The 26517-nt window shown below is 62.0% G+C and carries 25 protein-coding genes; 11 read left to right on the top strand and 14 right to left on the bottom strand.

The window, feature by feature from the left end; genetic code table 11:
- Position 1 precedes the first annotated feature (1 nt).
- From GOEFS_RS23690 to GOEFS_RS23695, 3 genes are read left to right on the top strand one after another with little or no spacing between them, the layout of a single operon-like run.
- On the top strand, positions 2-844 hold the full coding sequence (locus tag GOEFS_RS23690) for a hypothetical protein (protein WP_007319714.1): 843 nt from the start codon (positions 2-4) through the stop codon (positions 842-844).
- Positions 845-847: 3 nt separating this feature from the next.
- Complete coding sequence (locus tag GOEFS_RS19710) at positions 848-1690, top strand: MlaE family ABC transporter permease (RefSeq protein ID WP_007319715.1); 843 nt, start codon at positions 848-850, stop codon at positions 1688-1690.
- 40 nt (positions 1691-1730) lie between these two features.
- Positions 1731-2078: a DoxX-related protein gene (locus GOEFS_RS23695; RefSeq protein WP_007319716.1), complete on the top strand. Its 348-nt coding sequence runs from the start codon at positions 1731-1733 to the stop codon at positions 2076-2078.
- A gap of 20 nt (positions 2079-2098) precedes the next feature.
- On the opposite strand, the gene GOEFS_RS19720 is transcribed toward GOEFS_RS23695, so the two are convergent.
- From GOEFS_RS19720 to GOEFS_RS19745, 6 genes are all read right to left on the bottom strand, one after another.
- On the bottom strand, positions 2099-3523 hold the full coding sequence (locus GOEFS_RS19720) for an ABC1 kinase family protein (protein WP_007319717.1): 1425 nt from the start codon (positions 3521-3523) through the stop codon (positions 2099-2101).
- A gap of 29 nt (positions 3524-3552) precedes the next feature.
- A complete protein-coding gene (locus GOEFS_RS19725; RefSeq protein ID WP_007319718.1) occupies positions 3553-5115 on the bottom strand; it encodes a flavin-containing monooxygenase in 1563 nt (520 codons plus the stop codon).
- Positions 5112-5993: an SDR family NAD(P)-dependent oxidoreductase gene (locus GOEFS_RS19730; RefSeq protein ID WP_007319719.1), complete on the bottom strand. Its 882-nt coding sequence runs from the start codon at positions 5991-5993 to the stop codon at positions 5112-5114. The genes GOEFS_RS19725 and GOEFS_RS19730 overlap by 4 nt, the downstream gene beginning before the upstream one ends.
- Entirely contained in the window at positions 5990-6856 is an 867-nt protein-coding gene (locus GOEFS_RS19735) for an SDR family NAD(P)-dependent oxidoreductase (protein ID WP_007319720.1), read from the bottom strand. The genes GOEFS_RS19730 and GOEFS_RS19735 overlap by 4 nt, the downstream gene beginning before the upstream one ends.
- A gap of 269 nt (positions 6857-7125) precedes the next feature.
- Positions 7126-8460 (bottom strand): NtaA/DmoA family FMN-dependent monooxygenase, encoded by a 1335-nt coding sequence (locus tag GOEFS_RS19740; RefSeq protein ID WP_007319721.1) that lies wholly within the window; start codon positions 8458-8460, stop codon positions 7126-7128.
- Positions 8457-9644 carry an LLM class flavin-dependent oxidoreductase gene (locus GOEFS_RS19745; protein ID WP_007319722.1) on the bottom strand — a complete coding sequence of 396 codons (1188 nt, stop codon included), beginning with the start codon at positions 9642-9644 and terminating at the stop codon, positions 8457-8459. The genes GOEFS_RS19740 and GOEFS_RS19745 overlap by 4 nt, the downstream gene beginning before the upstream one ends.
- 181 nt (positions 9645-9825) lie before the next feature.
- Here GOEFS_RS19745 and GOEFS_RS19750 point away from each other — a divergent pair, with 181 nt between their 5' ends.
- Positions 9826-10008, top strand: a complete 183-nt coding sequence (locus tag GOEFS_RS19750; RefSeq protein ID WP_007319723.1) for a hypothetical protein — start codon at positions 9826-9828, stop codon at positions 10006-10008.
- Between the two features lie 13 nt (positions 10009-10021).
- Here GOEFS_RS19750 and GOEFS_RS19755 read toward each other — a convergent pair whose 3' ends face one another.
- Both GOEFS_RS19755 and GOEFS_RS19760 read right to left on the bottom strand, forming a co-directional pair.
- On the bottom strand, positions 10022-10501 hold the full coding sequence (locus tag GOEFS_RS19755; RefSeq protein WP_245549915.1) for a hypothetical protein: 480 nt from the start codon (positions 10499-10501) through the stop codon (positions 10022-10024).
- A gap of 89 nt (positions 10502-10590) precedes the next feature.
- Entirely contained in the window at positions 10591-11007 is a 417-nt protein-coding gene (locus GOEFS_RS19760; protein ID WP_007319725.1) for a nuclear transport factor 2 family protein, read from the bottom strand.
- Positions 11008-11155: 148 nt separating this feature from the next.
- Here GOEFS_RS19760 and GOEFS_RS22655 point away from each other — a divergent pair, with 148 nt between their 5' ends.
- Together GOEFS_RS22655 and GOEFS_RS19770 are read left to right on the top strand one after the other, a co-directional pair.
- Positions 11156-11692: a hypothetical protein gene (locus GOEFS_RS22655; protein WP_007319726.1), complete on the top strand. Its 537-nt coding sequence runs from the start codon at positions 11156-11158 to the stop codon at positions 11690-11692.
- 42 nt (positions 11693-11734) lie between these two features.
- Positions 11735-12490, top strand: coding sequence for a TetR/AcrR family transcriptional regulator (locus tag GOEFS_RS19770; RefSeq protein ID WP_050949978.1), 756 nt, complete (start codon positions 11735-11737; stop codon positions 12488-12490).
- Positions 12491-12499: 9 nt separating this feature from the next.
- On the opposite strand, the gene GOEFS_RS19775 is transcribed toward GOEFS_RS19770, so the two are convergent.
- Complete coding sequence (locus tag GOEFS_RS19775) at positions 12500-13282, bottom strand: dioxygenase family protein (protein WP_040525696.1); 783 nt, start codon at positions 13280-13282, stop codon at positions 12500-12502.
- Positions 13283-13322: 40 nt separating this feature from the next.
- Entirely contained in the window at positions 13323-13844 is a 522-nt protein-coding gene (locus GOEFS_RS19780) for a GNAT family N-acetyltransferase (protein ID WP_007319729.1), read from the bottom strand.
- A gap of 92 nt (positions 13845-13936) precedes the next feature.
- Here GOEFS_RS19780 and mfd point away from each other — a divergent pair, with 92 nt between their 5' ends.
- A complete protein-coding gene (gene mfd / locus GOEFS_RS19785; RefSeq protein ID WP_007319730.1) occupies positions 13937-17662 on the top strand; it encodes a transcription-repair coupling factor in 3726 nt (1241 codons plus the stop codon).
- 125 nt (positions 17663-17787) lie between these two features.
- Positions 17788-19104 (top strand): nucleoside triphosphate pyrophosphohydrolase, encoded by a 1317-nt coding sequence (locus tag GOEFS_RS19790; RefSeq protein ID WP_007319731.1) that lies wholly within the window; start codon positions 17788-17790, stop codon positions 19102-19104.
- Between the two features lie 35 nt (positions 19105-19139).
- Here the strand turns inward: GOEFS_RS19790 and GOEFS_RS19795 are convergent, their stop codons facing one another.
- The 4 genes from GOEFS_RS19795 to efeU all read right to left on the bottom strand — a co-directional run bounded on the left by GOEFS_RS19795 (position 19140) and on the right by efeU (position 23457).
- Entirely contained in the window at positions 19140-19775 is a 636-nt protein-coding gene (locus GOEFS_RS19795; RefSeq protein WP_007319732.1) for a LysE/ArgO family amino acid transporter, read from the bottom strand.
- 173 nt (positions 19776-19948) lie between these two features.
- The gene (gene efeB, locus GOEFS_RS19800) at positions 19949-21259 is read right to left on the bottom strand and encodes an iron uptake transporter deferrochelatase/peroxidase subunit (RefSeq protein WP_007319733.1); all 1311 of its coding nucleotides are present in this window, start codon (positions 21257-21259) and stop codon (positions 19949-19951) included.
- 36 nt (positions 21260-21295) lie between these two features.
- Entirely contained in the window at positions 21296-22504 is a 1209-nt protein-coding gene (efeO, locus tag GOEFS_RS19805; protein WP_007319734.1) for an iron uptake system protein EfeO, read from the bottom strand.
- The gene (gene efeU, locus GOEFS_RS19810) at positions 22501-23457 is read right to left on the bottom strand and encodes an iron uptake transporter permease EfeU (protein ID WP_007319735.1); all 957 of its coding nucleotides are present in this window, start codon (positions 23455-23457) and stop codon (positions 22501-22503) included. Before efeU ends, efeO begins: the two co-directional genes overlap by 4 nt.
- A 252-nt stretch (positions 23458-23709) precedes the next feature.
- On the opposite strand from efeU, the gene GOEFS_RS19815 reads away from it, so the two are divergent.
- The 3 genes from GOEFS_RS19815 (at position 23710) to GOEFS_RS19825 (ending at position 26504) form a co-directional block, all read left to right on the top strand.
- Positions 23710-24411, top strand: coding sequence for a lytic transglycosylase domain-containing protein (locus GOEFS_RS19815; RefSeq protein WP_050949980.1), 702 nt, complete (start codon positions 23710-23712; stop codon positions 24409-24411).
- 94 nt (positions 24412-24505) lie between these two features.
- Positions 24506-25792 carry a phosphopyruvate hydratase gene (eno, locus tag GOEFS_RS19820; RefSeq protein ID WP_040525732.1) on the top strand — a complete coding sequence of 429 codons (1287 nt, stop codon included), beginning with the start codon at positions 24506-24508 and terminating at the stop codon, positions 25790-25792.
- 13 nt (positions 25793-25805) lie between these two features.
- On the top strand, positions 25806-26504 hold the full coding sequence (locus GOEFS_RS19825; protein ID WP_083837378.1) for an FtsB family cell division protein: 699 nt from the start codon (positions 25806-25808) through the stop codon (positions 26502-26504).
- Positions 26505-26517: the final 13 nt, after the last annotated feature.

Below are 26517 nucleotides of genomic sequence, written 5' to 3' on the forward strand. Positions count from 1 at the left end.
GATGTCTGACAAGACTCCTGAACAGACCGACCACACCGCGCAGGACCCTACAGCGGTGGACACACCAGAGGACATCTCTGTCGAGACCGACCCGGTTCTCGGCGCCGACGAGCAATCGGCGGGTGTCACCAAATCAGCCGCCGTCGGATCGAAAAGGAGTTCCGGCGCTGCGCGAAAGGCACCTAACCGCCCATCGCCCCGTCCGGTCGTGTCAAAGGCACCGCGTCAGGTCTCCCTGTCGATTCGGTCCATCGTCGTGACCGCGGTAATCGTGTTGCTGGTAGCAGCACTCGGACTTTTCGTTTATCGCGATCTGTCTGCCCGGGATGACCTGAACGATCTGCGCGCCAGCGTCGCCGACCGTGAGCACGCGGAGGATGTGGCGGGCCAGTACGCGGTGAACGCCGCGACATTGGATTATCGCGACCTCACCCCATGGATCGCCAATATGAAAAAGGGCGTCAGCCCGGACCTACAGAAGCAGTACGACCTCATCGGTCAGACGATGGAGCAGGTACTGACACCCCTTCGTATGCAGACATCGGCAAACCTCATCGTGGCGAAGACGGTCAACGTCGCCAAGGACGTTTTCCGGGTTCAGGCGGTCGTTGACGTGAATACCAAAACCATTCAGACGCCCAACGGCGGCAACACGACGGCGACGTACACGTTGACCCTGGATCGGTCGAAGGACTGGATGATTACCTCGGTCGGTGATCCGACGTCGGCGATTCCGCAGGCTCTCGGCGGCGCGACCCCGACACCGTCGGCGACCCCGACCCAACCACCGACCACGCCGACGACTCCCACCACACCTCCTCCATCCGCGCCGGCGGGAGGCTAACCAATGGCTACCGCAGCCCTCACGCGTAGTCCGTCGACCACGGCTGTATTGCGGGATAACCTGCGCGACAACGCTTTAGGTCCGGTCGAAACACTGGGGAGGACATTTCGACTAGGTGCTACCTCGGTCGCGATGTTAATCGTCGATACCTTCCGGTGGCGGGTAAAGATGCGCGAAGCGGTCCTACAGGCCTGGTACATGATTAGCGTGACGGCCATTCCAGCGTTCCTGATGGCCATTCCGTTCGGTGTCATCGTTACCGTTCAGATCGGCAATATCATCAATCAGCTGGGCGCTCAGTCGTTGCTTGGTGCCGGGTCCGGGTTCGCGGTTATCCAGCAGGCTGCGCCGCTCGCTTCGGGTATGTTGCTCGGCGGCGCTGGCGCTTCGGCGATCGCGGCCGACCTCGGTGCCCGCAGCGTCCGCGAAGAGATCGATGCGTTACGCGTTATGGGTATCGACCCAGTCCAACGACTCGTGGTGCCACGCATCATCGCCGCCGTAGTGGTCGCACCTCTGCTGGCACTCTTTATCGTGCTGGTTGGCGTGATCTCCGCGTTCTATCTATCAGTCACGCTGCAAGGTGTCGGCCCGGGAAGTTATTGGCAGTCGTTCGGCGCGTTCGCTTCAATCCGTGACTTGGCGATGGCGATGATCAAGGCAATCATCTTCGGATTCATGATCGCGGTTATCGGATGCCAACGCGGGCTGGAAGCACGCGGCGGACCACGCGGGGTCGCCGACGGTGTGAACGCGACGGTAGTCATATCCACGGTTGCGATCATCGTCGTCAATATGGTGCTGACTCTCGTTTACACCATCTATTTTCCGTTGCAGCTTGGATGACCGTACACATCACATCGTAGGTAAGAAGAATGGAGAGAATATGGCACACGCACTGAGGACACTGGTCAAGTTCGCTGGCCGATCCACCGACGTCGCGTTTCGGCTGGGAGGTCTGGGCATCGCGGGAACTGGAGTCGCGCATTTTACGAGCCCGGGGCTCTTTCGTGGGGTGACGGCAGTGGCATTTCCGGAGGACCCGGAACGCTCGGTCAAGATAAACGGCGCCACCGAGGCCGCGATTGGTTCGGCCATCGCGTTTCGGCCGACGCGAATGGCCGGATGCGTCGCTCTCGGGGTGTACGGAACCTACTTGGCCGGCAATACGTGGTCCGCCTTGAAACCGGCGGCCAGTGCCGACTCGGGTTCCCGGAGCGTCGAGGAGCTCTGAGGACCACTTCGCCTCTGGGGCTAGTCGACCTTTTCGGTCATCGCTGATCGAGACGCTCGCCAGCGGGCGATATCGCGGCCAATTTCAGTAGTTGGTGCTTCGTCGAATAGCCATTCTCGGGCGATTCGATGCCAATTGTTCGTGACTCGAAGTTGGCCGAGTACGCCAAAGGTCAGAAAATCTGTGCGGCGCGAAAACATATGTTCGGGCGGCAGATTCTGACGCCGAAGATTCGCGTGTTCGCGGGAGCGAGGGTCTAGCGCGAGTAGTACCGTCCCGGTGGCCACAGCTGGATCGATGGCAATCTCGTCATCGACGAGGTGCCACTCCGCAGCATCCCAAACATAGGCGAGGCATTCGTCGGCGGTGACCGGTGCCGACTCGGCAAACACGCCAGCGGCCACCATCATCCCGCGTAGTCCATCAGCGTCGTTTTCGGCTGCCGCGCACAGCATTCGACGTTCCTCTTCGACACCGGCCGGGGACATCCGGTGATAGAGGCCGAAGTCGAGGAAGCAAATCTTGCCGTTGTCCCCGAGTAAGATATTTCCGGGGTGCGGGTCGCCGCAGAATTCGTGACGCTCGAACAGGGAACCGACGTAGAAACGATAGATCAGTTCGCCATAGTGGTTGCGCTCGTCCGGCGGCAGCCGACGTATCGATTCGAAGGATTCTCCGTCGAACAGCTCAGTCACCAGGACGTGATCGGTACACATTTCCTCGACGACGTCGGGTATGACGATGTACGGATGATCGACGAATTCACGTGCTACTGCCTGTTGAGTTTTACTCTCACCGATGTAGTCGAGTTCCCGTTCCAAATTGGAGGTGAACTCTTCAACTAGTGCGCCATTTTGCAACGTCGGCCATTGAGCTGTGAACAGTTTGCCGAATAGGACCAGATTTCGCATGTCGGAGCGCACCGCGCGATCGACACCGGGGTATTTGACCTTTACCGCGACATTTCGTCCGTCGTGTAGGCGAGCTCGATACACCTGACCGATCGACGCCGCGCCGATCGGAGTCGCATCGAATTCGGCGAATGCGGAGTTCAACGGCCCGAGGTCGGCCTCGATTACCTGACGCATGTCGTCGAAACCGACTTGCGGCGCGTTATCGAACAGAGCGGCCAATTTCGCTTGAAAGTCGGCCCGATGAGACTCGGGTATTAGGTCCAGATCGATCAGTGCGAACATCTGGCCGGCCTTCATCGCGGCACCCTTGAGGTTGCCCAGGACGGTCACGAGTTGTTCCGCCGCGCGCAGCGTCGAGCGTTCGGCGAGTACCGCACGCGCATCGTCGGATCGACCAATCATCGATAGGCGCGTACCGGCACCGAGGGCCGCTTGCCGAGCGGCGAGCTTGCCGAGCTTGGCGCCGCGGCGCACTCGTCCGCTAGCCATTCGAGAGCCGCTGGACCGGGGAGTCGTCGAATCCTTCGCCATGCCGCGCTTCCTCTCGAGCCAATGAGGTCCTACGACACGCCGCTGACCTTCGGTGTCCGTGATGTATCAACATCCGACTGTTCGGCGTCGACGTGAACCAACGTTGTGTAACTGTAGTCGTCCAGCGGGAAATGCTTATTGCCCCACCACATTTCGATATGCGTGCTCGGCCGGATGGCGGCGGGGTCGCCCTGATAGTTGACGTAGTAGGTGTTGGATCCCTCGCATGCGTCCGAGAGCCACATCGTCTTCTGTGCACGTGCCCGATACTTGCGGTAGTAGGCGTCGTGCGGTTCCTGCCGAATCTCGACGCGGGTCGCGCCACGTCGCCGCGATTCGGCGATTGCGCGAGCGGCATGGCGGCTGGTGCACTCGATCATCGCGATATACGAACCGGCCGCGAATCCGTAGGGCCCGGTAATCAGGAACGAGTTGGGGAATTTCGGAACTGACACGCCTTGGTATGCCTGGAATCGGTTCTCATCCCAGAACTGGTTGAGGTCGAGGCCGCCAACTCCCTGCAGCGGGAATGGGGGAGTCGCGCCTTTGGCCATGACCTTGAATCCGGTCGCGCACACCAGGACGTCGATCTCGTGATCTCGACCATCGGCGGTGCGGACGCCGGTCTCGGTTATTTCGGTGATAGCGGAGGTAACCAGGTCGACGTGCGGAAGCGTGAAAGTCTTCAAATATCGGTTGGACACCGAGGGCCGTTTACAGCCGGGTGCATAGTCAGGTGTCAGTTGCGCGGCCAGATCCGGCTCGCCGCGCAGCCACGCCCGATATCCGAGTGCGCCGCCTTTGGCGAGCCCGGAAACCAGAAATGGCACACGGTCGTGGAATAGGCCGATGCCGGTAATGCCGAAGTCGATCCCGACGGTGACGGCCGCGCGAATTGATCGCCGAATGACCGGGACCCGCAGGAGTGTGCCGGCCACGGCACCCGGAATACGCGCGTCGGGCTTCGGGGCGACCCAGATCGGCGTGCGCTGGAACACCGTGAGATGTGCGGCGACGTCGGATAGTTCCGGGATCAACTGCAATGCCGTTGCGCCGGTACCGATTACCGCGATGCGCTTGCTGGAGTAGTCGAAGTCGTGGTCCCACCGAGAGGTGTGTACCACCTTGCCCGCATATTTCTCTATACCGGCGATGTCAGGCATCTGAGGCTGTTCGAGGGCGCCGACCGCGCCGATCGCATAGCGACAGGTGAGTGTGCTGCCGTCGGCAAGCTGTACATGCCACAAGTGATTGTCTTCGTCCCAGTTTCCGGCTACCGCGCCGACGCCGAGGCGAATACGGTCACGGAGCCCAAAGGTGTCGACCACCTGCTCGGCGTACCGCTGCACCTCGGCACCGGGCGCGAAGACTCGGCTCCACTTCTTGGGTGGAGCGTAGGAGAAGCTGTAGTAGATCGACGGAATATCAACGGCCACACCGGGATAGGTGTTCGCCCACCATGTCCCACCGATCCCCTCGTTCTTGTCGATGATGATGTAGTCGGAGATGCCCGCGCGGTCGAGTTCTATCGCGGCGCCGATGCCGCCGAATCCCGCGCCGATGATAAGTACCTCGTGATCGGGGACGATCATTTGATGGACTCCTGACGTTCGGCGAGACGGTTGATAAGCGGTGTGGCGGCGCGTAACAGGCCCTCCATCAGCCCGAACCCGCCGAGCGACGTCGCGGCGCGGACGGCTCCGGGGGAGACTCGGGAGGCATAGTAGGCGAGCCATGCTTCGGGGTTCACCGGCACGACCGCCCAGTTCTTGTCGACGGCTTTGACGATGCGCCGCGCGACTTTATCCGGGCCGCTGATACCCAATTGTGTCTGCGCCGCACCGGCACCGGCGTTCCACGACGCGAGTTCGTCGTCGGACAGGCCATTGCGTCGGCCATTGCGCAGCAGGTTCGTTCGGATGATTCCCGGGCAGATCGTCGTGACGCCGATCCCGTGTTGTCTGAGTTCGATGCGCAATGACTGGCTGGCCATGAATACCGCGGACTTCGCGACGCCGTATGCCGCGTCGAGTTCGGACGGCAGGAACGCCGCGGCGGACGAAACATTGACTATGTGGCCGTTGACGCGGCCGTCGATCATCTGCTGGCCAAAGACCTTGGAGCCGTAGACGATACTCATCAGGCAGATATCAATCATTCGCTGCCAGCCAGCGGGGTCGGTCTCGACGAAGCCGCCGAGGTCCATGACGCCGGCATTGTTGACCAGTATGTCCGCGTGGCCGAACTCCGCGGCGATATGTTTGCCGAAGATATTCCACTCGTCCTCGCTGCGGACATCGAGCCGGTAGGGCAGCACTTGGCCACCATCAAGTGCGATCTCGGTTGCGGTGGCCGCCGCGGCAGGCTCATCGATATCGGCGATGATTACCCGGTTTCCTTGTCGGGCAAAGGCTTTGGCGGTTTCCTTGCCGATGCCAGCGGCTCCTCCGGTGACGATTACAGTCTTCATCGCGTTCCCCCAAAAATCTTTCCGCCGAACACCTTGCCGGTGAGTTCGACCCCTCGATCTATCCACGGCATCCGGATCGCTGAACTGATCCCGCGCACCGCGCCCGGCGAAGCGCGATAGAGGAACCAGGACAACCACGCTTCGGTCCCGACCGGTACCGTGCCGAGATTCCAGCGAATAGCTCGATCGATCGCGCCCGCGACTCGATTGGGGGAGCGGCCGAAATACTTATGTCCCGCACCAAGTTTGGTCGCCCACGCTTCGTTCTCGTCGTCGCCCGCGCGATGGCCGTTGGCGGCGAGTTCGGTGCGGATGAGGCCCGGGCAGATGGCGCTGACGCCGATTCCCCGCTTGCCGAATTCGGACCGTAAGGATTGGGTGCCGAGCCAGATGCCGGCTTTGGCTGTCACATATGACGGTGCGATCGCGTTGGGCATGAAGGCGCCACAGGACGCGATATTCACGATATGTCCGTGGTTCTCGGCCTGGGCCATTCGTTCGACGAAGGCGCGCGAACCGAATATCGGTCCGAGCATGTTGACGGCGATCATCTTGCGCCAGTCGTCGCCAGTCTGCTCCAAGAAACCGCCGCCGATCAGGATGCCGGCGTTGTTTACCACGACGTCGGGGACACCGTATTCGGTGCAAACCCAATCCGCGAACTGCTCCCACTGGTCGGGGTCGGCGACGTTGAGGCGGCGAAATACTGCGATGCCCCCGGTGTCGACGATCCGAGCGACAGTCGCGCGCCCGGTGTCCTCGTTGATATCGCTGACAATGACTCGATTGCCTTTTCGTGCGAACCGTTCGGCGCTTGCGCGCCCAATTCCACTGCCCGCCCCGGTGATGACGACTGTCCGCATCCGTTCCCCTCTCGTCGCTGTCGCGCAATGGTGCTGGACCGCCGCGCGCCGCCTTCTTGGATAGTAGGCATATCTGAATAACGAGTCAATCTATTCGCGTTAGTCGCGTTGGGTCGGAGCCTGTCGTTTCAGCCGCGCCGGGGTGACTGCTCCCTCGGCGTCGATGTCGGCGCAAGTTTCAGCCCGGCTCGAAACTGCGGTCTGAGGTGTGCTGAGGGGAATGCCCCCTCGGGCTCGATGTCGGGCGCAGGTTTCAGCCCGACGCTCGACTAGACCCGCGCCAGCCCTAGATTCTCGCGAAGCGTGGTCCCCGGGTATTCCGTCCGGTACACACCCAACTCTTGGAGCAGAGGCACCACGTCATCGACGAATCGGTCCAAACCGCCCGGGGTGATATGCGGTACGAGGATGAAACCGTCTGCGACGTCGGCCTGAACAAAGTCGTTGATCGCGCCGGCGACTGTCGCGGGTGAACCGATGAAGGACTGGCGTCCGGTCACCTCGACGATCAGTTCGCGCGTGGTGAGTTTGCGCGCCGACGCGAGTTCGCGCCATTCTCGAGCGACGTCGCGCGGGTCGCGGTGGATTCGTACGCTGGCTCGGCCCTTCGCGACGGTGTTCTCTCCGGGGATCGGATCTACTTGCGGTAGGGGGCCGTCGGGATCGTGGTCGGATAGGTCCCGGTTCCACAATTGCTCGAGGAATTTGATCGCAGTTTGCCCGCTGACCTGCTGGAGCCGGACGTCGCGCGCGATCTCGGCAGCATCGGCATCGGTGTCGCCCAACACGAATGTGGCTGCGGGCAGTACCAGGAGATCGTCTCGACGTCGCCCGTAGGCCGGTAGACGCCGCTTAACGTCGGCATAGAATGCGCGGCCATCGGCATATTTGGCGTGCCGGGAGAAGATCGCATCTGCCGTGGCGGCGGCGAACTCTCGACCTTCGTCTGAATCGCCGGCCTGAAAAATCACCGGACGCCCTTGCGGTGATCGGGGCACATTGAACTGACCACGAATATCGAATTGCGAGTCGCGGTGTTCGAAAGATCCGACGTCGGGCCGCGCTAAATACTGTCCTACCGCGACGTCGGCAAGGACATCGCCATCACGCCACGAATCCCACAATGTGGTTGCGGCATCGAGGAATTGCTTGGCTCGCGCGTACCGCTGATCCTGTGGGAGGTACCCTCCGCGGCGAAAGTTCTCCCCGGTGAACTCATCCCACGACGTCACGACATTCCAGGCCGACCGTCCGTCGGACAGGTGGTCCAGTGACGCGAATTGCCTTGCCACTTCATAGGGTTCGTTAAAAGTCGAGTTGATGGTGCCGGTCAATCCGAGGTGTGTGGTTACCGCCGCGAGCGCCGAGAGCACGGTGAACGTGTCGGGTCGGCCGACGACGTCGAGATCGTAGATCAGCCCGTTCTGTTCCCTTAGCCGCAGTCCTTCGGCGAGGAAGAAGAAGTCGAATAGACCTCGTTCTGCCGTCTGGGCAAGGCGCACAAAGGAACTGAACTCGATATGACTACCGGCGGCGGGGTCACTCCACACCGTCGTATTGTTCACACCTGGGAAGTGGGCGGCTAAGTGAACTTGTTTGGTCATGCCAGCGTCAACTTCTGTCGAGCCGTGAAACGATTCTCCGGGCGTAACAATCCGAGCCGATCGCGGAGCGTCGAGTCATCGTACGATGTGCGAAATAGATTGTGGCGCTGCAGTTCTGGGACGAGTTGTGCCCCGATCCGAGGTAGGTCGAAAGCGTGGGTTGCCGGATGCAGGCGCACGCCACTTATCCCCGGGACCGCCGTCCACTCCGCGATCACTTCTGCGAGGTCATCAGCGGAGCCGGCGAAAAGTGGCAGCGCACTGGAATACTCAGCACCGTCGAGTTCGTCCAGTTGATGCTTTCGATGTATGGCATGGCTTGTCGACTCACCAAGCACAGCCGTGAGATCGACGAAGACATGCACCCGATCCTCTTCGGGGCGTCCGGCGGCATCGTGGAAATGCCGGATCGAGGCGATTGCCGTTGTGGCATCGGTAATTTCGTCGGGCGCGATGAATGCCACGTCCCCGACTTCACCGGCAAGTCGCAGCGATGCCTGGTCGTAGGCCGCGATGGCCACTAGCGGTTGTCCTTGCGGCGGTCGGGGAGTGATGGAGGGACCGCGAATGGAGAAGTATTCGCCGGCGAAGTCGACATAGTGCAGCTTGTCCCGGTCGATGAACCGGCCAGTCGCCGTATCGCGTATCTCGGCACCGTCTTCCCACGAATCCCAGAGCAGCCGAAGAACATTCGCGTAGTCGGCAGCTTCGTCGGCAGCCGTATCCGGGGTAAGTGTTGTCACATCCCGTCTGCCGAATAGCGCCGCTTCCCCGACATCGGGTGACGTCGACAGCCCGATGCCCGCACGGCCGCCGCTCACATAGTCAAGTGTGGCAACAGCTTTCGACAGGTGGAATGGCTCGGTGTGTGGGACGTTCGCTGTCGGAATGAGTCCGACATTTTTGGTCAACGGCGCGACTCGGGCGGCGATCAGTAGTGCGTCGAGTCGTCCGCCGAGCCGGTCGGTGCGTATCGGCGTCGACGACGAATCTTGCAGCAGAAAGGAGTCGCCGAGAGTGACGAAGTCGAGAAATCCTGCCTCGGCTTGGCCGACGACGTCAGCCCAGTACCGGGCGGTCAAGAGTTCATTCGCACGAGCGTCGTCGACGCGCCATGCCGCCGGATGCGCTCCCGCGCCATCGAGAGCGATTGCCAAGTGGACCTGGTCGGGTCGATCAGACATAGCTTCCTCCGCGCAGCAGCGACAAACTCGGTGACTGTTCTTTTGAACAATGCCGCCGTCGTCGCCAATCCGCTTCGGGCACTTCCGATCACGCTGACCGCAATCCTGGCGTCCGGTGGATCGTTGGCGCTAACTAGCAGGCGGTTATGTCTTGACGTCGGCGCGGCCGTGAGGAGGTTCGATGTCCGAAGATTGGCCAGCACTGGTCTGGCTGGCACATAGGGCACGCAGCTTGGCAGAGGCGGTCGTGGGGCATCTGGATTTGTCTCCGCAGATGCTCGCAGTTGCCGCGGGGGCGCACCCGGAGGCACCTCGGCATTACGATACGGCGATCGACGCTGGCCCGCGCGCCAGCGGCATCTAACAGAACCGGACAGCTAAGCCAGCGGTCCCGGGCCATTCGGGACATAAAACGGTTCGCCGGGCAGGGGCCGCGCTCCGATGGATTCGTCGATGGAGTCGGGTCCGAAGTGCTTGCGGTGCCAGTCATCGGACGCCTCGTCGAACTCAGCCACGGCGGTGACGAGGAACTCGCCAAGGTAATCGAAGAACCAACTTACGAATATCCCGTCACGTTCGCGATCGTAGCCGCGAGCCATGGCGGCGGCGACCAGCTCGTACCCGCTATTGGGATCGCAGTTGCCAAACGCTTCGACAAAATCGAGTCCGTCGGCTTCATTCCCATACCAGAATGCCCGTCTATATTCGATGGTGCCCGGCGTAAGTGAATCCAGCCAGGCATCCGACTCCACCTCCGACATTCGAAATGCGGGATCAATTGTCGGCGTCGTCCGCCAGCGGAATGTCGGGTCGTTCTGCGTTAACAACCCCCACTCGCCTTTGCGCCAATCAGCCACATCGCTGTCGTATCGAGCGCGCGCGAGCGTCCAGCCATCCAGTGGTTGGCCGAAGTAGACCGGCGCTACAAGGCATTGTTCGCACATGGCTACAGCTGCGAGTGAAACTTACTGACCAGTGTCCGCGACGTGATCCGCCATCCGTCGACGGTGCGCACCCACTCGTCGTCGTAGTAGATGCCGAGCAGAAACGCCGATTTGTCCGGCGTTTGCATGGGATTGAGGCAGAGGGTGCGCGACGTCGCGGTTCCTCCGTTGAGGTGGATCTCGACGTTACCGAGGAAGTGGCAATACGCGCTAAAAGCGGGCAGAACCTCGCCCAGCCAGACGATGCACTCATCGAGTGACCCGGTGATACCGCCGGTAGCTGAGTAGTCGATCGTGGCATCAGCGGTGAATACCGCGCGAAGGTCGTCGAATTGTCCGCTGTCGACCGCCGTCGAGTACGCGGTAAGGGTGTCCTGGATTTCTAGCCGGTCCGAGATATCCCGCAAAGAAAGTGTCACGTGTTGAGTCTGACATTGATGCGGCGACCCGTGGGAAAGCGGATCGGTCCTCTCACAGCAGATTCACAAGGCGATTGGCTCTATATGTCAGTTTAGGTGCATATACTCGCGGCTACTTACGTGGTCACAACCAGGAAATGAGCGATTGATGAGTGACGATAAGCCGAGCCAGCCTACGACGCCCGACGAGGGCGCAGATGTGTCGCCGGTAGATACGCCCGATCAGACCCCGACGAGGCCGATCACCGAGCCGGCAGTCGCCACCGAGCCTGCCGCCACAGCCACCACCGAGCCTGCCGCCACCACTGCGTCCAGCAGTATCGCGAAGACCTGGTCGACCACTCCCGCGCTGCGTGTCCTGGTCTACGTCGTCGGAATACTGTTCATCTTCGGCCTGGGGTTCGGCGCTGGCATCGCGACGGTCGGCAGCCTTGATCGGCATGACGGCCATCACCGTCACCACCATTTCAACCGCGGTGGCGACGACTTCGGCCCCGGTTTCGGCCGCAATCAGCAGGGACCGGGCGGATTCTCCGGCGGCCCGGGCAATTGGCAGCGCGGAGTCCCCGGTCAACGGCAAATGCCCGGTGGTCAACAGCAGGCCCCCGGCCAGCAGCAGGCTCCCGGACAACCGCAGACGACGGAGACAACTCTTCCGCCTACGCCCGCGGCCCCTACGTCGTAGCGGCCTCCCAACGCGCACGTATCCGGCGGATAAACTCGCCGCATGGCAGTTACTCGGCCGACAGATAAATCGGATAAAGCACGTAGTGCGCCGCGCTCGCGGATGACGGGTCCGCAGCGTCGTGCCCAGCTCATCGAAGTTGCCCGCGGACTGTTCGCCGAACGTGGATATGAGGGCACGTCGATAGAGGAAGTCGCGCAGCGCGCAGGCGTCTCGAAACCCATTGTGTACGAACACTTCGGCGGCAAAGAGGGCCTTTATGCCGTGATCGTCGACCGCGAGATGGAGACCTTGCTGTCGATGGTCACATCGTCGTTATCGGACAATCGATCTCGTTACCGGGTCCAGCAGGTCGCGTTGGCGCTGCTGACTTATATGGAGGAGCGCACCGACGGCTTCCGCATCTTGGTGCGTGGCGACCGGACGTCGAATAGCGAAACCGCCACATTCTCCAGCCTTCTCAACGACGCGATCAGCCAGGTGGAACATATCCTGGCTGGCGACTTCGAACGTCGTGGATTCGATCCGAACCTCGCGCCGCTCTACGCGCAGGCACTTGTCGGGATGGTCTCGGTAACCGCGCAATGGTGGCTCGATGTCCGCGAACCTCCCAAAGAAGTCGTCGCGGCGCATCTGGTCAACCTGTGCTGGAATGGCTTGACTCGACTAGAGCCCGAGCCGGTTCTCGTGAGTGCCGACTATCAGGAGACGATGCCGTCGACGGTGCATCCTCAACTGCGCCAACAGGTTTCGGGCGATGCCGCTCCGGACGACGATCTTTCCGACGATGCCCATTAGACGGTTTCGCTAGTTCAACACCAGGCTGCGCTTCGCCAGTCCCATCCAGAATCCGTCGATCACCTGATCTGGCTTCTGCTCGGGATCGCCACTGGCGCCCAGTGTTACGAACAGCGGTGCGAAATGTTCGATCGTCGGATGCGCGTAGGGCATTCCGGGCGCGCGGTGACGGAAATCGATCAGTGCTTCCACGTCGCCCGCCGCGAAACGTTCCTGCGCCCACGCGTCGAATTCCATCGACCAGGTTGGCGGCGTGGCGTCGGGGCGGGGGTCGGTCAGAAACTGCAGGCCGTGAGTGGTGAACCCGGAGCCGATAATCAGCACGCCCTCCGCGCGCAGCGGGGCGAGTCGTGCGCCCAGATCGAGGAGCCGCTGCGGATCCAGCGTTGGCAACGAGATCTGCAGGACGGGGATGTCGGCGTCGGGGTACATCACCGTCAGTGGCACGTAGGCGCCGTGATCGAGACGTCGGGTCTGATCACGGGCAACGGGCTCGCCGTCGGGCATTAATGCTTCGACGCGTGCGGCCAGATCGGTCGCGCCGGGGGACCAGTACGTCGTTCGGTAATACCGCTCCGGGAAGCCCCAAAAGTCATACGTCAGTTCGACGGTCGGATCAGTCGAGCCGATGGTGAGGGGCGCCTCCTCCCAGTGAGCGGAGACGACCAGGATCGCGGTCGGTCGAGTTAGATCATCCGACAGCGCTCGTAGCTGTGACACCCAGAGTTCACTGTCGACGAGTGGCGGCGCTCCATGTGAGAGAAAGAGAGCGGGAGGAGACTTGGTTGTCATGGATACCAAATGTAGCACGGGCTCTTAACGTCGCAGGTGATCAGCCGATTTCGCGTTGCATATAGACGACGTCGATCCAGCGATCGAATTTCCTGCCGACCTTCGTCAGTCGTCCCACCTCGTCGAAGCCGAATCGGCGGTGCAGCGCGATGGATCCGTCGCCGCCCTCTGCCGCGATGACTGCCACGATTTGCGTCACATTGTCCGGATCGGCCTGCTCGACGACGGCGCTCAGTAATGCACTGCCGAGCCCACGTCCGCCAAATCCCTGGCGCACGTAGATCGTGTCTTCGGTGGTCTTGGCGTATGCGGCTTTGGACCGGAATTCTCCCAGATAGGCGAACCCGACGACGCCAGCATCGGCGCTGTCGGCGACCAGGAATGGGCGCCCAGCATCGGCAATCGCTTCCAGTTTCGCCTGCCAATCGTCGAGTGTCGGGCTCTCGTAGTCGAAGGTCGCGACGGTGTTTTCAACGTAATGTCGATAGATTTCGCTGACGGCTGCCAAATCGTCGGCGATCGCCGGGCGGATCGCGACTGAGGCGGAAATCGATGCGGTCATGGAGGTGACAGTAGAACACCGCCTCCGCTGGCGGCATCGATGGGTTCACGGCGAATAATTGGTTGTCGCACTCGGAGCATAGAATTCTCCAAGTGGTCCCACCGCTTGATTCCCCGCCGCTCGATTCAACCCCGCTCGATTCCCGGCCGTCGCACCCGGCCTTATCCGGCCTGTCCCGTATCGCGTGTGCCGATCCCGCGTTCGCGCCGATCGCCGCTCGCCGCGAGTCCAGCCTCTTGACGATCACCGCTCCCGACGCGGCCCGACCGTTCGTTGTCGCGGCGATCGACGGTATCGACGACGCCCCGCTGTTGGTGGTCTCGGCCAACGGGCGAGAAGCCGACGACCTCGCCGCCGAACTCGCGGAGATGCTCGACGATCCGGCGGCGGTTGCTCAGTTCCCCTCCTGGGAGACACTTCCGCACGAGCGGTTGTCGCCGAGCGCCGACACCGTCGGGCAGCGGTTGCAGGTGCTGCATCGCCTCACCGACCCGGCGGCAAGCGGCCTGCGCGTCATCGTGACCACGGTCCGGTCGTTGGTGCAGCCGATGGCACCGGGTCTCGGGGCACTGCGTACGGTCACCCTCGCCGAAGGTGCCGAGGTCGACTTCGACGACCTCATCGTAGATTTGGTGGCGATGGCGTACGAGCGGGTCGACATGGTGGGCCGGCGCGGCGAATTCGCGGTCCGCGGCGGCATCCTCGACGTATTTCCGACGACTGCGGAATTCCCTGTGCGCGTGGAGTTTTGGGGTGACGAGATCACCGATTTGCGCGCGTTCTCGGTGGCCGATCAGCGCACTCAGGAAGAAATCGACGTCGACGCGGTGCAGATTTTCCCGTGTCGCGAACTCATCCTCGACGAATCTGTTCGCGCCCGGTCCGGCAATCTCGCTGAAGAGCATGCCGACGATCCAGCACTCGCGGAGATGTTCACCAAAATCTCCGAGGGCATTCCGGTGGAAGGGATGGAGGCGCTGATCCCCGCGTTGGTCGACGGCCGGATGGAGTTGCTGACCGAGGTAGTTCCCAGCGGCACCCGGGTTCTCTTGCTCGATCCGGAGAAGATTCGTACCCGCGCCGCGGATCTGTCCAAGACCGGTGCGGAATTTCTCGAAGCGGCGTGGTCGGCGGCCGCATTGGGCGCGCAGGCGCCGCTGTCGTCGGGCAGCGGCGTCGGAATTGACTTGCAGGCCAGCGCATATCGCGCGATGGGTGAGGTTGAGGCCGCGACTTTGCAGGCGGGCCGCGCCTGGTGGACGATCAGTCCGCTGTCGGCCGGCGATGCCGACGAACTGGCCGTCGATCTGATCTCGGGCCCCGCGCCGCGCGGTGACGAAGCGGAGATCGCCTCGACTTTCACCATGTTGCGGGCACATGCGGCGGCAGGGGGCCGCGCGGCAATTGTGGTGGCGGGCAAGGGAACTGCGCAGCGGTACCACGAACGCCTCGCCGAAGCCGGTGTCCCGTCGGTGGTGGCGGACGCCGGAGCCGAACCGGCGCCGGGAACGGTGTCGGTGTATCACGGCACGTTGCGGCACGGTCTGGTGTTGCCGAATGGTCACGGCGCCGGGAGCGGAGCGAGCGGGCCGAATCCGACCGGCGGGCCGAATCCGACCGGCGCCGGGAGCGGAGCGAGCGGGCCGAATCCGACCAGCGCCGGTCTCGTAATCGTTTCTGAGGCCGATATCACCGGTACCCGGACGGTCGGCGCCAAAGAGGGCCGCAAGCTTCCGGCCAAGCGCCGCAATCAAGTTGACCCGCTGGCGCTGACCGCGGGCGACATGGTCGTGCACGATCAGCACGGAATCGGCAAGTTCGTGGAGATGATCGAGCGCACTATCTCCGGCGCGCGTCGTGAATACCTCGTCATCGAGTACGCCGCGAGTAAACGCGGCCAGCCCGGTGACCGTCTGTACGTGCCGATGGACGCGCTCGATCAGCTGAGCCGGTATGTCGGCGGCGAGCAGCCGTCGTTGTCGAAACTCGGTGGATCTGATTGGCAGAATACAAAACGCAAGGCGCGCAAGGCTGTTCGTGAGATCGCCGGAGAACTGGTGCAGCTATACGCGGCGCGGCACGCCGCGCCTGGTTTCGCGTTCAGCGCCGATACGCCGTGGCAGCGCGAAATGGAGGATGCCTTCGACTTCACCGAAACTGCCGACCAGCTGACGGTAATCTCCGAGGTGAAATCCGATATGGAGAGGCCCGTCCCGATGGACCGGGTTATCGTCGGCGATGTCGGTTACGGCAAAACCGAGATCGCCGTACGCGCGGCCTTCAAAGCGGTGCAGGACGGTAAGCAGGTCACCGTGTTGGTGCCGACAACCATTCTGGCGCAACAACATTTGCAAACTTTTACCGAGCGCATGGCTGGCTTTCCGGTGCGAATCAAGGGTCTGTCGCGTTTCACCGACGCGGCCGAGTCCCGCGCCACCATCGAGGCGATGCGCACCGGCGAGGTCGACGTTGTGATCGGCACGCATCGGCTCTTACAAACCGGGGTGTCGTGGAAGGACCTCGGTCTGGTCATCGTCGACGAAGAGCAGCGGTTCGGCGTCGAACATAAGGAGCACATCAAGTCGTTGCGCACGCATGTCGACGTGTTGACCATGTCGGCGACGCCGATCCCGCGCACGCTGGAGATGTCGATGGCCGGTATCCGGGAGATGTCAACCATCCTCACGCCGCCGGAGGAGCGGCATCCGGTGCTCACCTATGTGGGCGGGTATAGCGGCAAGCAGGTCGCCGCGGCTATTCGACGCGAACTGCTGCGCGATGGTCAGGTCTTCTTCGTGCACAATCGGGTGTCGAGTATCGACAAGGCGGCGCGGGAGATCTCCGCGATGGTTCCCGAGGCGCGCGTTGTCGTCGGACACGGGCAAATGGGGGAGGACCAGCTCGAACGCACCGTCAACGGCTTCTGGAATCGTGAATACGACGTCCTGGTCTGCACGACCATCATCGAGACCGGACTCGATATCTCCAACGCCAACACGCTCATCGTCGATCGCGCCGAGAACTTTGGCCTATCGCAGCTCCATCAGTTGCGCGGTCGGGTCGGCCGAAGCCGCGAACGTGGTTACGCGTACCTGCTCTACAGCCCGGAGAAACCGCTGACCGAGACCGCCTACGACCGCCTCGCCACCATCGCGCAGAACAACGAACTGGGTGCCGGTATGGCTGTTGCGTTGAAGGATCTGGAATTGCGTGGCGCCGGCAATGTGCTCGGTGCCGAACAGTCCGGCCATGTCGCCGGGGTTGGCTTCGATCTGTATGTGCGGCTGGTCGGTGAGGCAGTCGAAGCGTATCGGGCGGCCGCCGACGGCAAACCGGTTGAGTCGACCGAAACTGTCGAGGTCCGGATTGATCTGCCGGTCGATGCGCATATTCCGGTCGAGTACGTCGACTCCGATCGACTGCGATTGGAGGGGTATCGCAAGCTTGCCGCCGCGACTACTGACAACGACATCGCCGCGGTGCTCACCGAACTTACCGACCGCTATGGCGAGCCTCCGGTAGAAACGCGGCGCCTCGCCGCGATCGCCGGGTTGCGACTGCGTTGCCGCGAACGCGGAATCACCGAGGTAGGTGGTGCCGGTACACAGATCAAGATTTCGCCGCTGCCACTACTCGACTCCGAGCAGGTTCGTCTCAAGCGGCTGTACTCGTCCGCCGGGTATCGCGCGACGACTTCAGTGGTCACCCTGCCGATTCCGCGGACCGGCGGCGTGGGGTCTGCCCGGTTGCGCGACGAGGAATTGATCGACTATCTCATTACATTTCTTCTGCAGATCAAGCCGATTGACGCCGTCTAGGGTGTTTGGCCACGCCGAGGCGGTGGGCGGACCGCACAACGTCGACCTCAGGATGAGACTATTGTTTGAGATCGAAAAGTACTTGCTCCTCGCATAAAGACTAGAAGTCGGAGGTAGTCGTCGACATGACGGTGATCTTGCTTGATCCGTTACGTCCCGAGGTTCTGCCGCTGGCCGCGATGAAGTTCGTCGTCGGGCCGGTCTTGGTGACCGAGGATGTCCATCCGACGACGCTGTGGGCGTTACAGAATGCGGCGGCCGCTCCGGTCAACGATGACGGCGATCCGTTGACCGTGCTGATGAGTACCGACCGCTCGCATCCGCTGGTTCGTGCGCGCATCGATCGCGGTGAGGTAGTAATCGCGGTTCAGCGTCATTCCGGTGACGCGCTGGTTGAAGCGGTTGCGCTGATGGACACGCTGCGCCGTAACGGTCCGTGGGAATCGCAGCAGACGCACGATTCGTTGCGACGGTATCTCCTCGAGGAAGTGTACGAACTTCTCGATGCGATCGACGTCGGCACGCAGGACGATTTGCGTGAGGAGTTGGGTGATCTGCTGTTGCAGGTGCTTTTCCACGCCCGGATCGCGGCGGACGATCGGGTGGCGCCCTTCGACATCGACGATGTCGCAAGGTCTTTCGTGGCTAAAGTGTCACACCGCACCCCGGGCATCCTGTCTGGCGAGCACAGTGACCTGGAAACCCAAATCCGCGAATGGGAAGAGCGCAAAGCCGCGGAGAAGGCGCGGGGGTCGATTCTCGACGGCATCGCCACCACGGCGCCGGCGTTGGCGCTGGCGCAAAAGGTACTCGAACGGTTGGCGGCGGCGGGTTTCCCCAAACCTGAGGTCGATCCCGAATTGCTTTCGGTAACAGTCGATGTGGGCGGTCGGAGCACCGAAGACCTCACTCGTCAGCGCGTCCTGGATCTGATGGATCGGGTGTACGCGGCGGAGTCGTCGGCGCAGGCCGCTGGCGTCGCGCTGACCAATCCCACGCAGTGGCTCGAGCATCTCGGTGTGGCAGATGACTATGTGGCACAGGATGATTCGGCGCAGGAAGGCGCGGAACAAGAAGGCGCGGCACCGAACGTATCGTCTGAACCGGATGCCGCGCAGGAGCCTACCGAGCGGACCAACTCTGGCCCCGCCGATCCCCTCCCCGAGGACGCTCGCGAATCCACATCGACCGACGAGGTCGCGACAGCAGACGACGAGACGTCGACCGACGACTTCGTTCCGGTTCCCGACGACGGCGGCCTGCGCGACGATGATGAAAGTGCCACGGCCCAACCGGATCTCGACGACGACGTCAGCCTCGATGACTACTACGGTTCGGAGTCTATCGACGAGGTAGCGGCTGACAGCAACGATGCGGGGGACACGCAGACGCCCGAGCCGGGCGCGCCGAACGTCGTACCCAGGTCACCTCGCGAGGACTGAATACTCCCGGACAGGACGGTCGAGACCCGGGCACACTACGCCGCGGCCAGTCCTTCGGTGAACAGGAAGACCGCAAACCCAATGAGAATTACTCCGGATATCCGATCGATCCACATGCGGACCACTGGAGTGATCTTGTCCGCGAGCACTCCCGCTATAACAGAAATCGCGCCGAACCATGTTGCCGAAGCGCACAACGTTCCTAGCGCGAACCAGAGCGCGGCATCTCCGGGCTGAGAGGCGATGGCCAATCCGATCACACCCACGGTGTCCAATATGGCATGTGGATTGATCAATGACGCGCCGACAACTGCAATGACCGTACTCTTCAAGGGGCGGCTGCCGCCACGACCTTCAGGCAAATGAGGAGACTCGCCCATGCCGGCAGGAACCTTTGCCCTGATCGCCCGAACTCCGAGGTATAGCAAAAATGCTGCTCCCGCGAATAGGAGTGCGACGCGAACGGCCGGCATGGAGGCGAGCAATCGAGATGCTCCGACAGCGCCGAGGATAATCAATATCGAGTCGCATATCGCAGCGGTTGCGGCAACCACCAAACTCTTAGGAAGGCCTAGACGTATCGATTCCGTCAGCACCAATATGTTCTGAGAGCCGATAGGAATTATCAGGGCGTAGCCGAGAAGAAGCCCTGAGATTAGAGCATTCAACATGATTTACTTTTCTACCTTCAACGCTTACTATCCGGCTCTCACCATGCGGTGGTAGTCATATACCCATGCTTAGCGCCGCGTAGTAAATGCGATGCTAACGGATGGCGTCGCCTTTCTGTAGGTCCGCCAACTAATAGCTTGAGACTCGTCGCCGGGACATCGACGCGGGCTTGTTACCCCTCGAACAGGTGCTGGCCCCACCACTCGCCGTCGCGCAAACCCGGGGGGACGGCGAAGACGGCCGCGCCATTGGGGATGAGATATTCGGTCAACGCGTCCTGGGTGGACAGCGTGTTCTGCATCGGGACGAACTGCTTCCCGACATCGCGGCAGAACGCCAGAAAGAACAACCCGGCGTCGAGGTGGCCGAAACCGTCTGAGCCGTCGGTGAAGTTGTAGCCGCGACGCAGCAGTCGGACACCGTTGTTTTGATTGGGATGGGCGAGTCGCACGTGTGCGGTCAGTGGAATGAGTGGTGACCCCTTGGAGGTGATGTTGAAATCCGGTGTGTCGAACTCGTTTTCCTGCCCGATCGGTGCGCCGTTGCCTTTCATTCGGCCGATAATCTGTTCCTGCTCAAGAAGATTCGCGCGATCCCACGGCTCGATGTCCATCCGAATGCGACGCGCTACCAGATAGGTGCCGCCAGTCATCCACTGCGCGGCGGCCGGGTTGTCCTTGTCTCCCACCCACACCCAGTTGTTGAGGAGATCGGTGTCTTCGGCGCGGACGTTATTGGTTCCGTCCTTGAACCCGAACATATTTCGCGGAGTGTCTTGAGTTTTCGTGGTTGACGAAGTGCGTCCGAAACCGAGCTGAGACCAGCGCACGGCGACTACACCGAAGCCCATCCGAGCTAGGTTGCGAATCGCGTGTACCGCGACCTGTGGGTCGTCGGCACAGGCTTGCACACAGATGTCGCCGTAGCTCTTAGCGGGATCGAGACGTTCGGCGGGGAATGCCGGGAGCTGACTGAGTGCCGGCGGCCGACGGTCGCCGATGCCGAATCGGTCACGCGCGGTGGGGAATGCCGGTGTCGGACCGAATAGGCCGGGCCCGAAACCGATCGTCAGGGTGAGGTTTGACGCTGAAAGGCCAAGTGCCTCACCGGTGTCGGCTGGTGGAGTGTAGTCACCCAGGCCGATTGCCCCGTTCGGAGTGGTCTCCTGGCCGGTGGTCATCCGTTCTGCGGCGATGGTCCATCGCTTAAGCAAGGCGACCAGCGCCGCCTTGTCGTCGGTGATCACGTCGAACGAGCAGAAATGCAGCCGGTCCTGGGCCGCGGTGACGATGCCGGCCTGCTTCTCACCGCGAAAAGGCACCACCCCACTCGGCGCCGACGTATCGGCCGCCGTGGCGCGGCCGATCGCCGCGCCGCCGGCGGCCGCGGCGACGACGCCTACCCCGGTCGCGCCCAGGAGTGTGCGCCTGGACAGTCGCGAATCCGTTTGGGTCGACGCGTCGGGGGTCGGGTCGTCGGTCATGGCCATACCTTCTTCGTAATTCTTGCGGCCCGCGAATCAGCCCAGCACGACGCCGGGTACCTGCGACAGAACGGCCGAGAGGGCGTCGATCTGATTCGAGAGAGCTTTGCGTTGTTCGGCGGTCACCTTGTCGTAGGAGACGTAACCGTCGCCCTCGCGGTACTTGTCGATGCTGTTCTCGACCGTGGTGAATGCCGCGGTGATTTGGTTCATCAGCGTCTTGTTCTTGGCTTCGATGATCGGTTGCAGTTCACCGATTAGCTGTTGTGAGCCTTCGACATTGGCTGCGAAATCCCACAGGTCGGTATGCGAGTAACGGTCTTCTTCACCGTCCACTTTGGTCGCCGCGACCTCGTCGATTAGTGCTTTGGGACCCTGCACGAACGACTGTGTCTCGAAGACGAAGTCTTTCTTGTCGACCTCGGTCTTGAGTGAGTTGACGTCGGCGAGCAACTGATCGGCGACCTTGGCGATCGCGGCCGGAGTGTCGGCTGTCTTCGCGTTCGCGGCATCGGCCGGGGCGATCTGTCCCTGGGCGTCGCCGATCTCAGCGGCCTGTGGTGGCCACAGGAAACGTTCGATGCGGTGGAAGCCGGTGAATGGCTCTTTACCGTCGGCGGTGTCATCCCAGCGCATATCGACTTTGGGGTCGAGGTCCTGGAACGATTCGGCGACCGGCTCGATGCGCTCATACGAGGTGCGGACCTGACCGTATTGGCTTCGCGCGGCGTCGAGGTTGTTGCTCTTCACGTTGTTGACGAACGTGGCGACCTGCGAGCTCAGAGCGGCGGTCTGACCACGGACATAATCCAGGTACCGTGCCTTGGCGGCGTTGACGTCGGCGGGAGCTTCGGATTTTTCCTTCTTCTCGCCGGTCACCTTGATCTCTTTACGCAGGCCGAGACCCACCATGCCTGGTTTGCACGCCACGGCGTATGTGCCGGGCTCGGTGATCTCGACCTTCAGGTTCCCCGACAAGCCGGGCCCGATGTTTTCTACCTCACCGAGTACGCGGCTGTTGTTGCCATAGACGTAGAACTCGGTGACTTTGGAACCCGAGTTGGTGATCTTGAAGCTGACATCGCCGGTCTGGGCGTCGGAGGTCGATAGATCGCAGGCGTCGTTGGTCGAGGTCACCGCGATGGCATCGGTGGAGTCGGTCTTCGACGTACAGCCGGCCAGCGCGAGTGGAGCTCCGATCGCGATCGCTCCTAGCGCGACCGTCGTCTTAAGTGCGTGCTTCACGGTGTTGGGTTTTCCTTTCCGTATCCAGCATCGACGGTCGGCGTCGGAGCTGGTGATGAATTCGGTTGTGCGGGAGTCGATTCGCGCTTACTGACAGGCGGCGCCGGAGCGGGTTTGGTGCGCAGCAGAAACAGTGTCAGCACGACGATCAGGTAGGTCGCCCAGGCGGCGAGTTGGAGCCAGGTCGGATTGGGGCGGAGATTGAAGATGCCCCCGAACAACGTTCCGTACCAGGAGGAAAGGTCATACCAACTCGACCAGTCGAACGCTGCGTTGTTGATACCGGGTAGCCAACCATAGGTCTGCAGCGCTCGGACTCCGTATCCGAGGATGCCGGCCGCGACGAAAATTAAGAAGATTCCGGTGTACCGGAAGAATTTCGCGAAATTGATGCGTACCGCGCCGAAATAGAGAGCGATGGTCAGCGCGACTGCGATGAGAACGCCAAAGAGCAACCCGAGCAGCGGCCACAACCCACCGGAGACACTCTCGGCGTAACCGACCATCAACAACGCAGTCTCAAAACCCTCGCGCCCGACGGCGAGGAAGGACAGCGCCAGCACGGCTGGAGTTCCGGCGACGAGCGCCTTGGACATGCCTTCTTTGAGATCGGCGGAGATATGCGACGACGCCTTACCCATCCAGAGCACCATGAAGGTCACGATGACTACGGCGACGAGGGAGGCGATCCCGGCGATGAGTTCTGCGGTAAGTCCGTCAATGGTCGACGTGCCGTAGTGAATGATCGCGAACGTGGCGACCACCATCGCGACCGCCAGACTAACGCCGAGCCAGACCCATTTGAGCGCGTCGCGGCGTCCAGATTTGACGAGGAATGCGACCAGGATCATGACGACGATCCCCGTTTCGAGTCCTTCGCGGACTCCGATCAACGTACTGCCAAACATCTGCGCGAATACCGTTGGGCTTGTTGCCGCGGCCAACGTTTCCATCATCACCTTTCGATCAAGCAGCTCCAGCGTTGCAAGAGAGCTGCTTCGGCAAGGCTAACCAAGCGAGATTACAACGCGACTGGGCGAATCGTTGAATGCTGGGTAGATTGTCCGTTTCGGCGGGAACCGAACAACATTCTTGGAAGTTGCACACGGTAGATTGTGAATCCGGTCTGAATGTTTGCGAGGAAATAACTAGTGGTGCGGTACGGAAAAAAGTCGACTCGTCGTCGGGCTGGTCTGCTGTCGGCAATGGCGTTGACCGCCGCGGTAGCGACCGGGTGCCTCGACATACCGTCGGTCAACCGCCCCGACATTCCCCAGGGGATTCCGCCCGGCGCTGGTAAGGCGGTTCCCTACATAAACATCAACGCACCTGGCCGGACAGCATCAAAGTTGCGCGCGTGGGCAGAAACGTTGAGCGAATTGCGTATCCCCATGATCGCGCTCGAAGCGTATGGCAACGCTGCCGAGATTCAGCGCCAGCAACATCCCGAGTGCGGTATCGGGTGGACAACCATCGCGGGGATCGCCGGCACTGAGAGCAAACATGGCCAACATCGCGGCAGCAGTATCGCCGCGAACGGCGATACCTCGCCGAAGATCCGTGGTCCCGAACTCGACGGCACCAATGGCAATATGCGCATTGTCGATCACGAGGATCCGGGGACCGACGAGAATCCGAATTACGTGCGCGCGATGGGGCCCTTCCAATTCCTGCCCGAGACGTGGGCGCGGTACGGCGTCGACGCTAATGGCGATGGCAAAGCCGACCCGGACAACCTCGACGACGCGGCATTGTCGGCCGCCCGGTACCTATGTGTTTCGGCCGGCGGCGATATGACCGAGGCGCAGGGCTGGGAAAAGGCGGTTCTCACCTACAACAACTCGCGGAGTTACCTGCTCGAAGTGCGTGATCGGGCCAATGCCTACTCGATCGGCGTCAACTACTAGCCGACCAGTAGGCTCAGAGACGTAATTCTCACCGACTGATGTAGGCGGCGCGCCCTGGAGTCGCCGACTAGACCAAATGATTGGGGCTGTGGCCGTGGCAATTATCGAACAGGTTGGCGCACGCGAGATTCTCGACTCCCGAGGTAACCCGACCGTCGAGGTCGAGGTCGTACTCGACGACGGCACGTTCAGTCGGGCGGCCGTACCGTCGGGCGCATCGACCGGCGAGCATGAAGCCGTCGAACTCCGCGACGGCGATTCCCGCTACCTCGGCAAGGGCGTGACCAAAGCTGTCGAGGCTGTCCTCGACGAGATCGCCCCCGCAATCATCAGCATTGACGCCGACGACCAGCGAGTCGTCGACCAGGTTCTTCTCGACCTCGACGGCACCCCGGCCAAGTCGCGCCTAGGCGCCAACGCGCTGCTCGGTGTGTCGCTCGCGGTGGCCAAGGGCGCTGCCGAGTCGGCCGGCCTGCCGTTGTTCCGCTACATCGGTGGACCCAACGCCCACATCCTCCCGGTACCGATGATGAACATCATCAACGGCGGTGCCCACGCGGATTCGGGTGTCGACGTGCAGGAGTTCATGATCGCCCCGATCGGTGCGTCGACCTTCAAGGAGTCGCTGCGCTGGGGTGCCGAGGTGTACCACTCGCTCAAGTCGGTGCTCAAAGCCAAGGGCCTGTCGACCGGACTCGGCGACGAAGGCGGCTTCGCGCCCAACGTCGCCGGCACCAGCGAAGCTCTGAAGATCATCGAAGAAGCCATCGGTAAGGCCGGCTTCACGATGGGTGCGGATATCGCTCTCGCCCTCGACGTCGCGGCGACCGAGTTCTACACCGAGGGAACGGGATACGCCTTTGAAGGCGAGACCCGCAGTTCGGCCGATATGATCCCGTTCTACGAGAAGCTCGTCGCCGACTTCCCCCTCGTGTCGATCGAAGACCCACTGTCAGAAGATGATTGGGACGGGTGGGTCGCGTTGACCGAAGCCATCGGCGACAAGGTACAACTCGTCGGCGACGACTTGTTCGTCACCAACCCCGAGCGTCTTGAGCGCGGCATCAGCGAAGGTGCCGCAAATGCGTTGCTAGTCAAGGTCAATCAAATCGGTACGCTGACCGAGACTCTCGACGCCGTATCGCTCGCGCATAACAACGGCTACAAGTCGATGATGAGCCATCGCTCGGGCGAAACCGAGGACACCACCATCGCCGATCTGGCCGTTGCCTGTAGCAGCGGTCAGATCAAGTCCGGCGCGCCCGCTCGAAGCGAGCGAGTCGCCAAGTACAACCAGTTGCTCCGGATCGAAGAGGGTCTCGGCGACGCGGCACGCTATGCCGGCGACCTCGCCTTCCCACGCTTCGCCGTGGGTTCGTGATTAGCTAGAACCTATGGCTGAACGTCCGGGCGAGCGTGGCGACGGCTCCCGTCGGAGTCGCCGCGGGCGGGTCGATCGCATCCGATCGACCCGCCCGGGTGGACCCCGTCGGGTGACGAGCGGCAGCGGAGCGAATCCGGTAGTCGATGACGACGATGTGGTCGATTCCATCGACCACGCTGCTGATGAGGTCGATTCAGCCGCTGATGCGCTGCCGGACGAGGTCAACCCCGACGTCGAGGACGAAGCTGTTCCGGTTGTCCGGGTTCGGTCCGCCCGCGGTGCCCGCACCAACGTGTCCCGTCCGGGACTCGCGCAGAGTGCGCTGCATCGGATGCGTGGGGTCAATCCCCGACACGCGGTGATTATGGCGGTCGTATTGGCTTTCGTGGTGCTGACCCTTGCGATGCCGATGCGTACCTACTTCTCGCAGCAGGCGGAATTCGACCAGTTGCGCGACTCGAACGCTCAGTTGCACCGGGAAGTCGCCGACTATCAGCAAAAAGTCAACGAGCAGGGCGATCCCGCGTACACCGAGGCCAAGGCGCGGGCGCGCCTGCAATACGCCCGGCCGGGTGAGACCGTGCTCGTATTGACCTTCCCCGGGCAGGAGCAACGCAAGGCCGAAGAAGAGCGAGCCGCGGCGAAAGCACGTAATCCTTGGTACGGGAACCTATGGGATTCGGTTGCCACACCGGCAGCTGCCAAGTAAGTCCCCGAAAATC

This window comes from Gordonia effusa NBRC 100432, assembly GCF_000241305.1.
Classification (GTDB): Bacteria; Actinomycetota; Actinomycetes; order Mycobacteriales; family Mycobacteriaceae; genus Gordonia; species Gordonia effusa.

Bases quoted from the DNA above. Each gene is read 5' to 3' on its own strand.
- GOEFS_RS23690 (WP_007319714.1), top strand. From the start codon at position 2: ATGTCTGACAAGACTCCTGAACAGACCGACCACACCGCGCAGGACCCT.
- GOEFS_RS19720 (WP_007319717.1), bottom strand. From the start codon at position 3,523: ATGGCGAAGGATTCGACGACTCCCCGGTCCAGCGGCTCTCGAATGGCT.
- GOEFS_RS19775 (WP_040525696.1), bottom strand. From the start codon at position 13,282: ATGACAACCAAGTCTCCTCCCGCTCTCTTTCTCTCACATGGAGCGCCG.
- efeB (WP_007319733.1), bottom strand. From the start codon at position 21,259: ATGACCGACGACCCGACCCCCGACGCGTCGACCCAAACGGATTCGCGA.
- GOEFS_RS19725 (WP_007319718.1), bottom strand. From the start codon at position 5,115: ATGATCGTCCCCGATCACGAGGTACTTATCATCGGCGCGGGATTCGGC.
- GOEFS_RS19770 (WP_050949978.1), top strand. From the start codon at position 11,735: ATGGCAGTTACTCGGCCGACAGATAAATCGGATAAAGCACGTAGTGCG.
- GOEFS_RS19740 (WP_007319721.1), bottom strand. From the start codon at position 8,460: ATGACCAAACAAGTTCACTTAGCCGCCCACTTCCCAGGTGTGAACAAT.
- GOEFS_RS19825 (WP_083837378.1), top strand. From the start codon at position 25,806: ATGGCTGAACGTCCGGGCGAGCGTGGCGACGGCTCCCGTCGGAGTCGC.
- GOEFS_RS19735 (WP_007319720.1), bottom strand. From the start codon at position 6,856: ATGCGGACAGTCGTCATCACCGGGGCGGGCAGTGGAATTGGGCGCGCA.
- GOEFS_RS19790 (WP_007319731.1), top strand. From the start codon at position 17,788: ATGACGGTGATCTTGCTTGATCCGTTACGTCCCGAGGTTCTGCCGCTG.
- GOEFS_RS23695 (WP_007319716.1), top strand. From the start codon at position 1,731: ATGGCACACGCACTGAGGACACTGGTCAAGTTCGCTGGCCGATCCACC.
- GOEFS_RS22655 (WP_007319726.1), top strand. From the start codon at position 11,156: ATGAGTGACGATAAGCCGAGCCAGCCTACGACGCCCGACGAGGGCGCA.
- GOEFS_RS19710 (WP_007319715.1), top strand. From the start codon at position 848: ATGGCTACCGCAGCCCTCACGCGTAGTCCGTCGACCACGGCTGTATTG.
- GOEFS_RS19745 (WP_007319722.1), bottom strand. From the start codon at position 9,644: ATGTCTGATCGACCCGACCAGGTCCACTTGGCAATCGCTCTCGATGGC.
- GOEFS_RS19780 (WP_007319729.1), bottom strand. From the start codon at position 13,844: ATGACCGCATCGATTTCCGCCTCAGTCGCGATCCGCCCGGCGATCGCC.
- GOEFS_RS19730 (WP_007319719.1), bottom strand. From the start codon at position 5,993: ATGAAGACTGTAATCGTCACCGGAGGAGCCGCTGGCATCGGCAAGGAA.
- GOEFS_RS19750 (WP_007319723.1), top strand. From the start codon at position 9,826: ATGTCCGAAGATTGGCCAGCACTGGTCTGGCTGGCACATAGGGCACGC.
- efeU (WP_007319735.1), bottom strand. From the start codon at position 23,457: ATGGAAACGTTGGCCGCGGCAACAAGCCCAACGGTATTCGCGCAGATG.
- GOEFS_RS19815 (WP_050949980.1), top strand. From the start codon at position 23,710: ATGGCGTTGACCGCCGCGGTAGCGACCGGGTGCCTCGACATACCGTCG.
- GOEFS_RS19795 (WP_007319732.1), bottom strand. From the start codon at position 19,775: ATGTTGAATGCTCTAATCTCAGGGCTTCTTCTCGGCTACGCCCTGATA.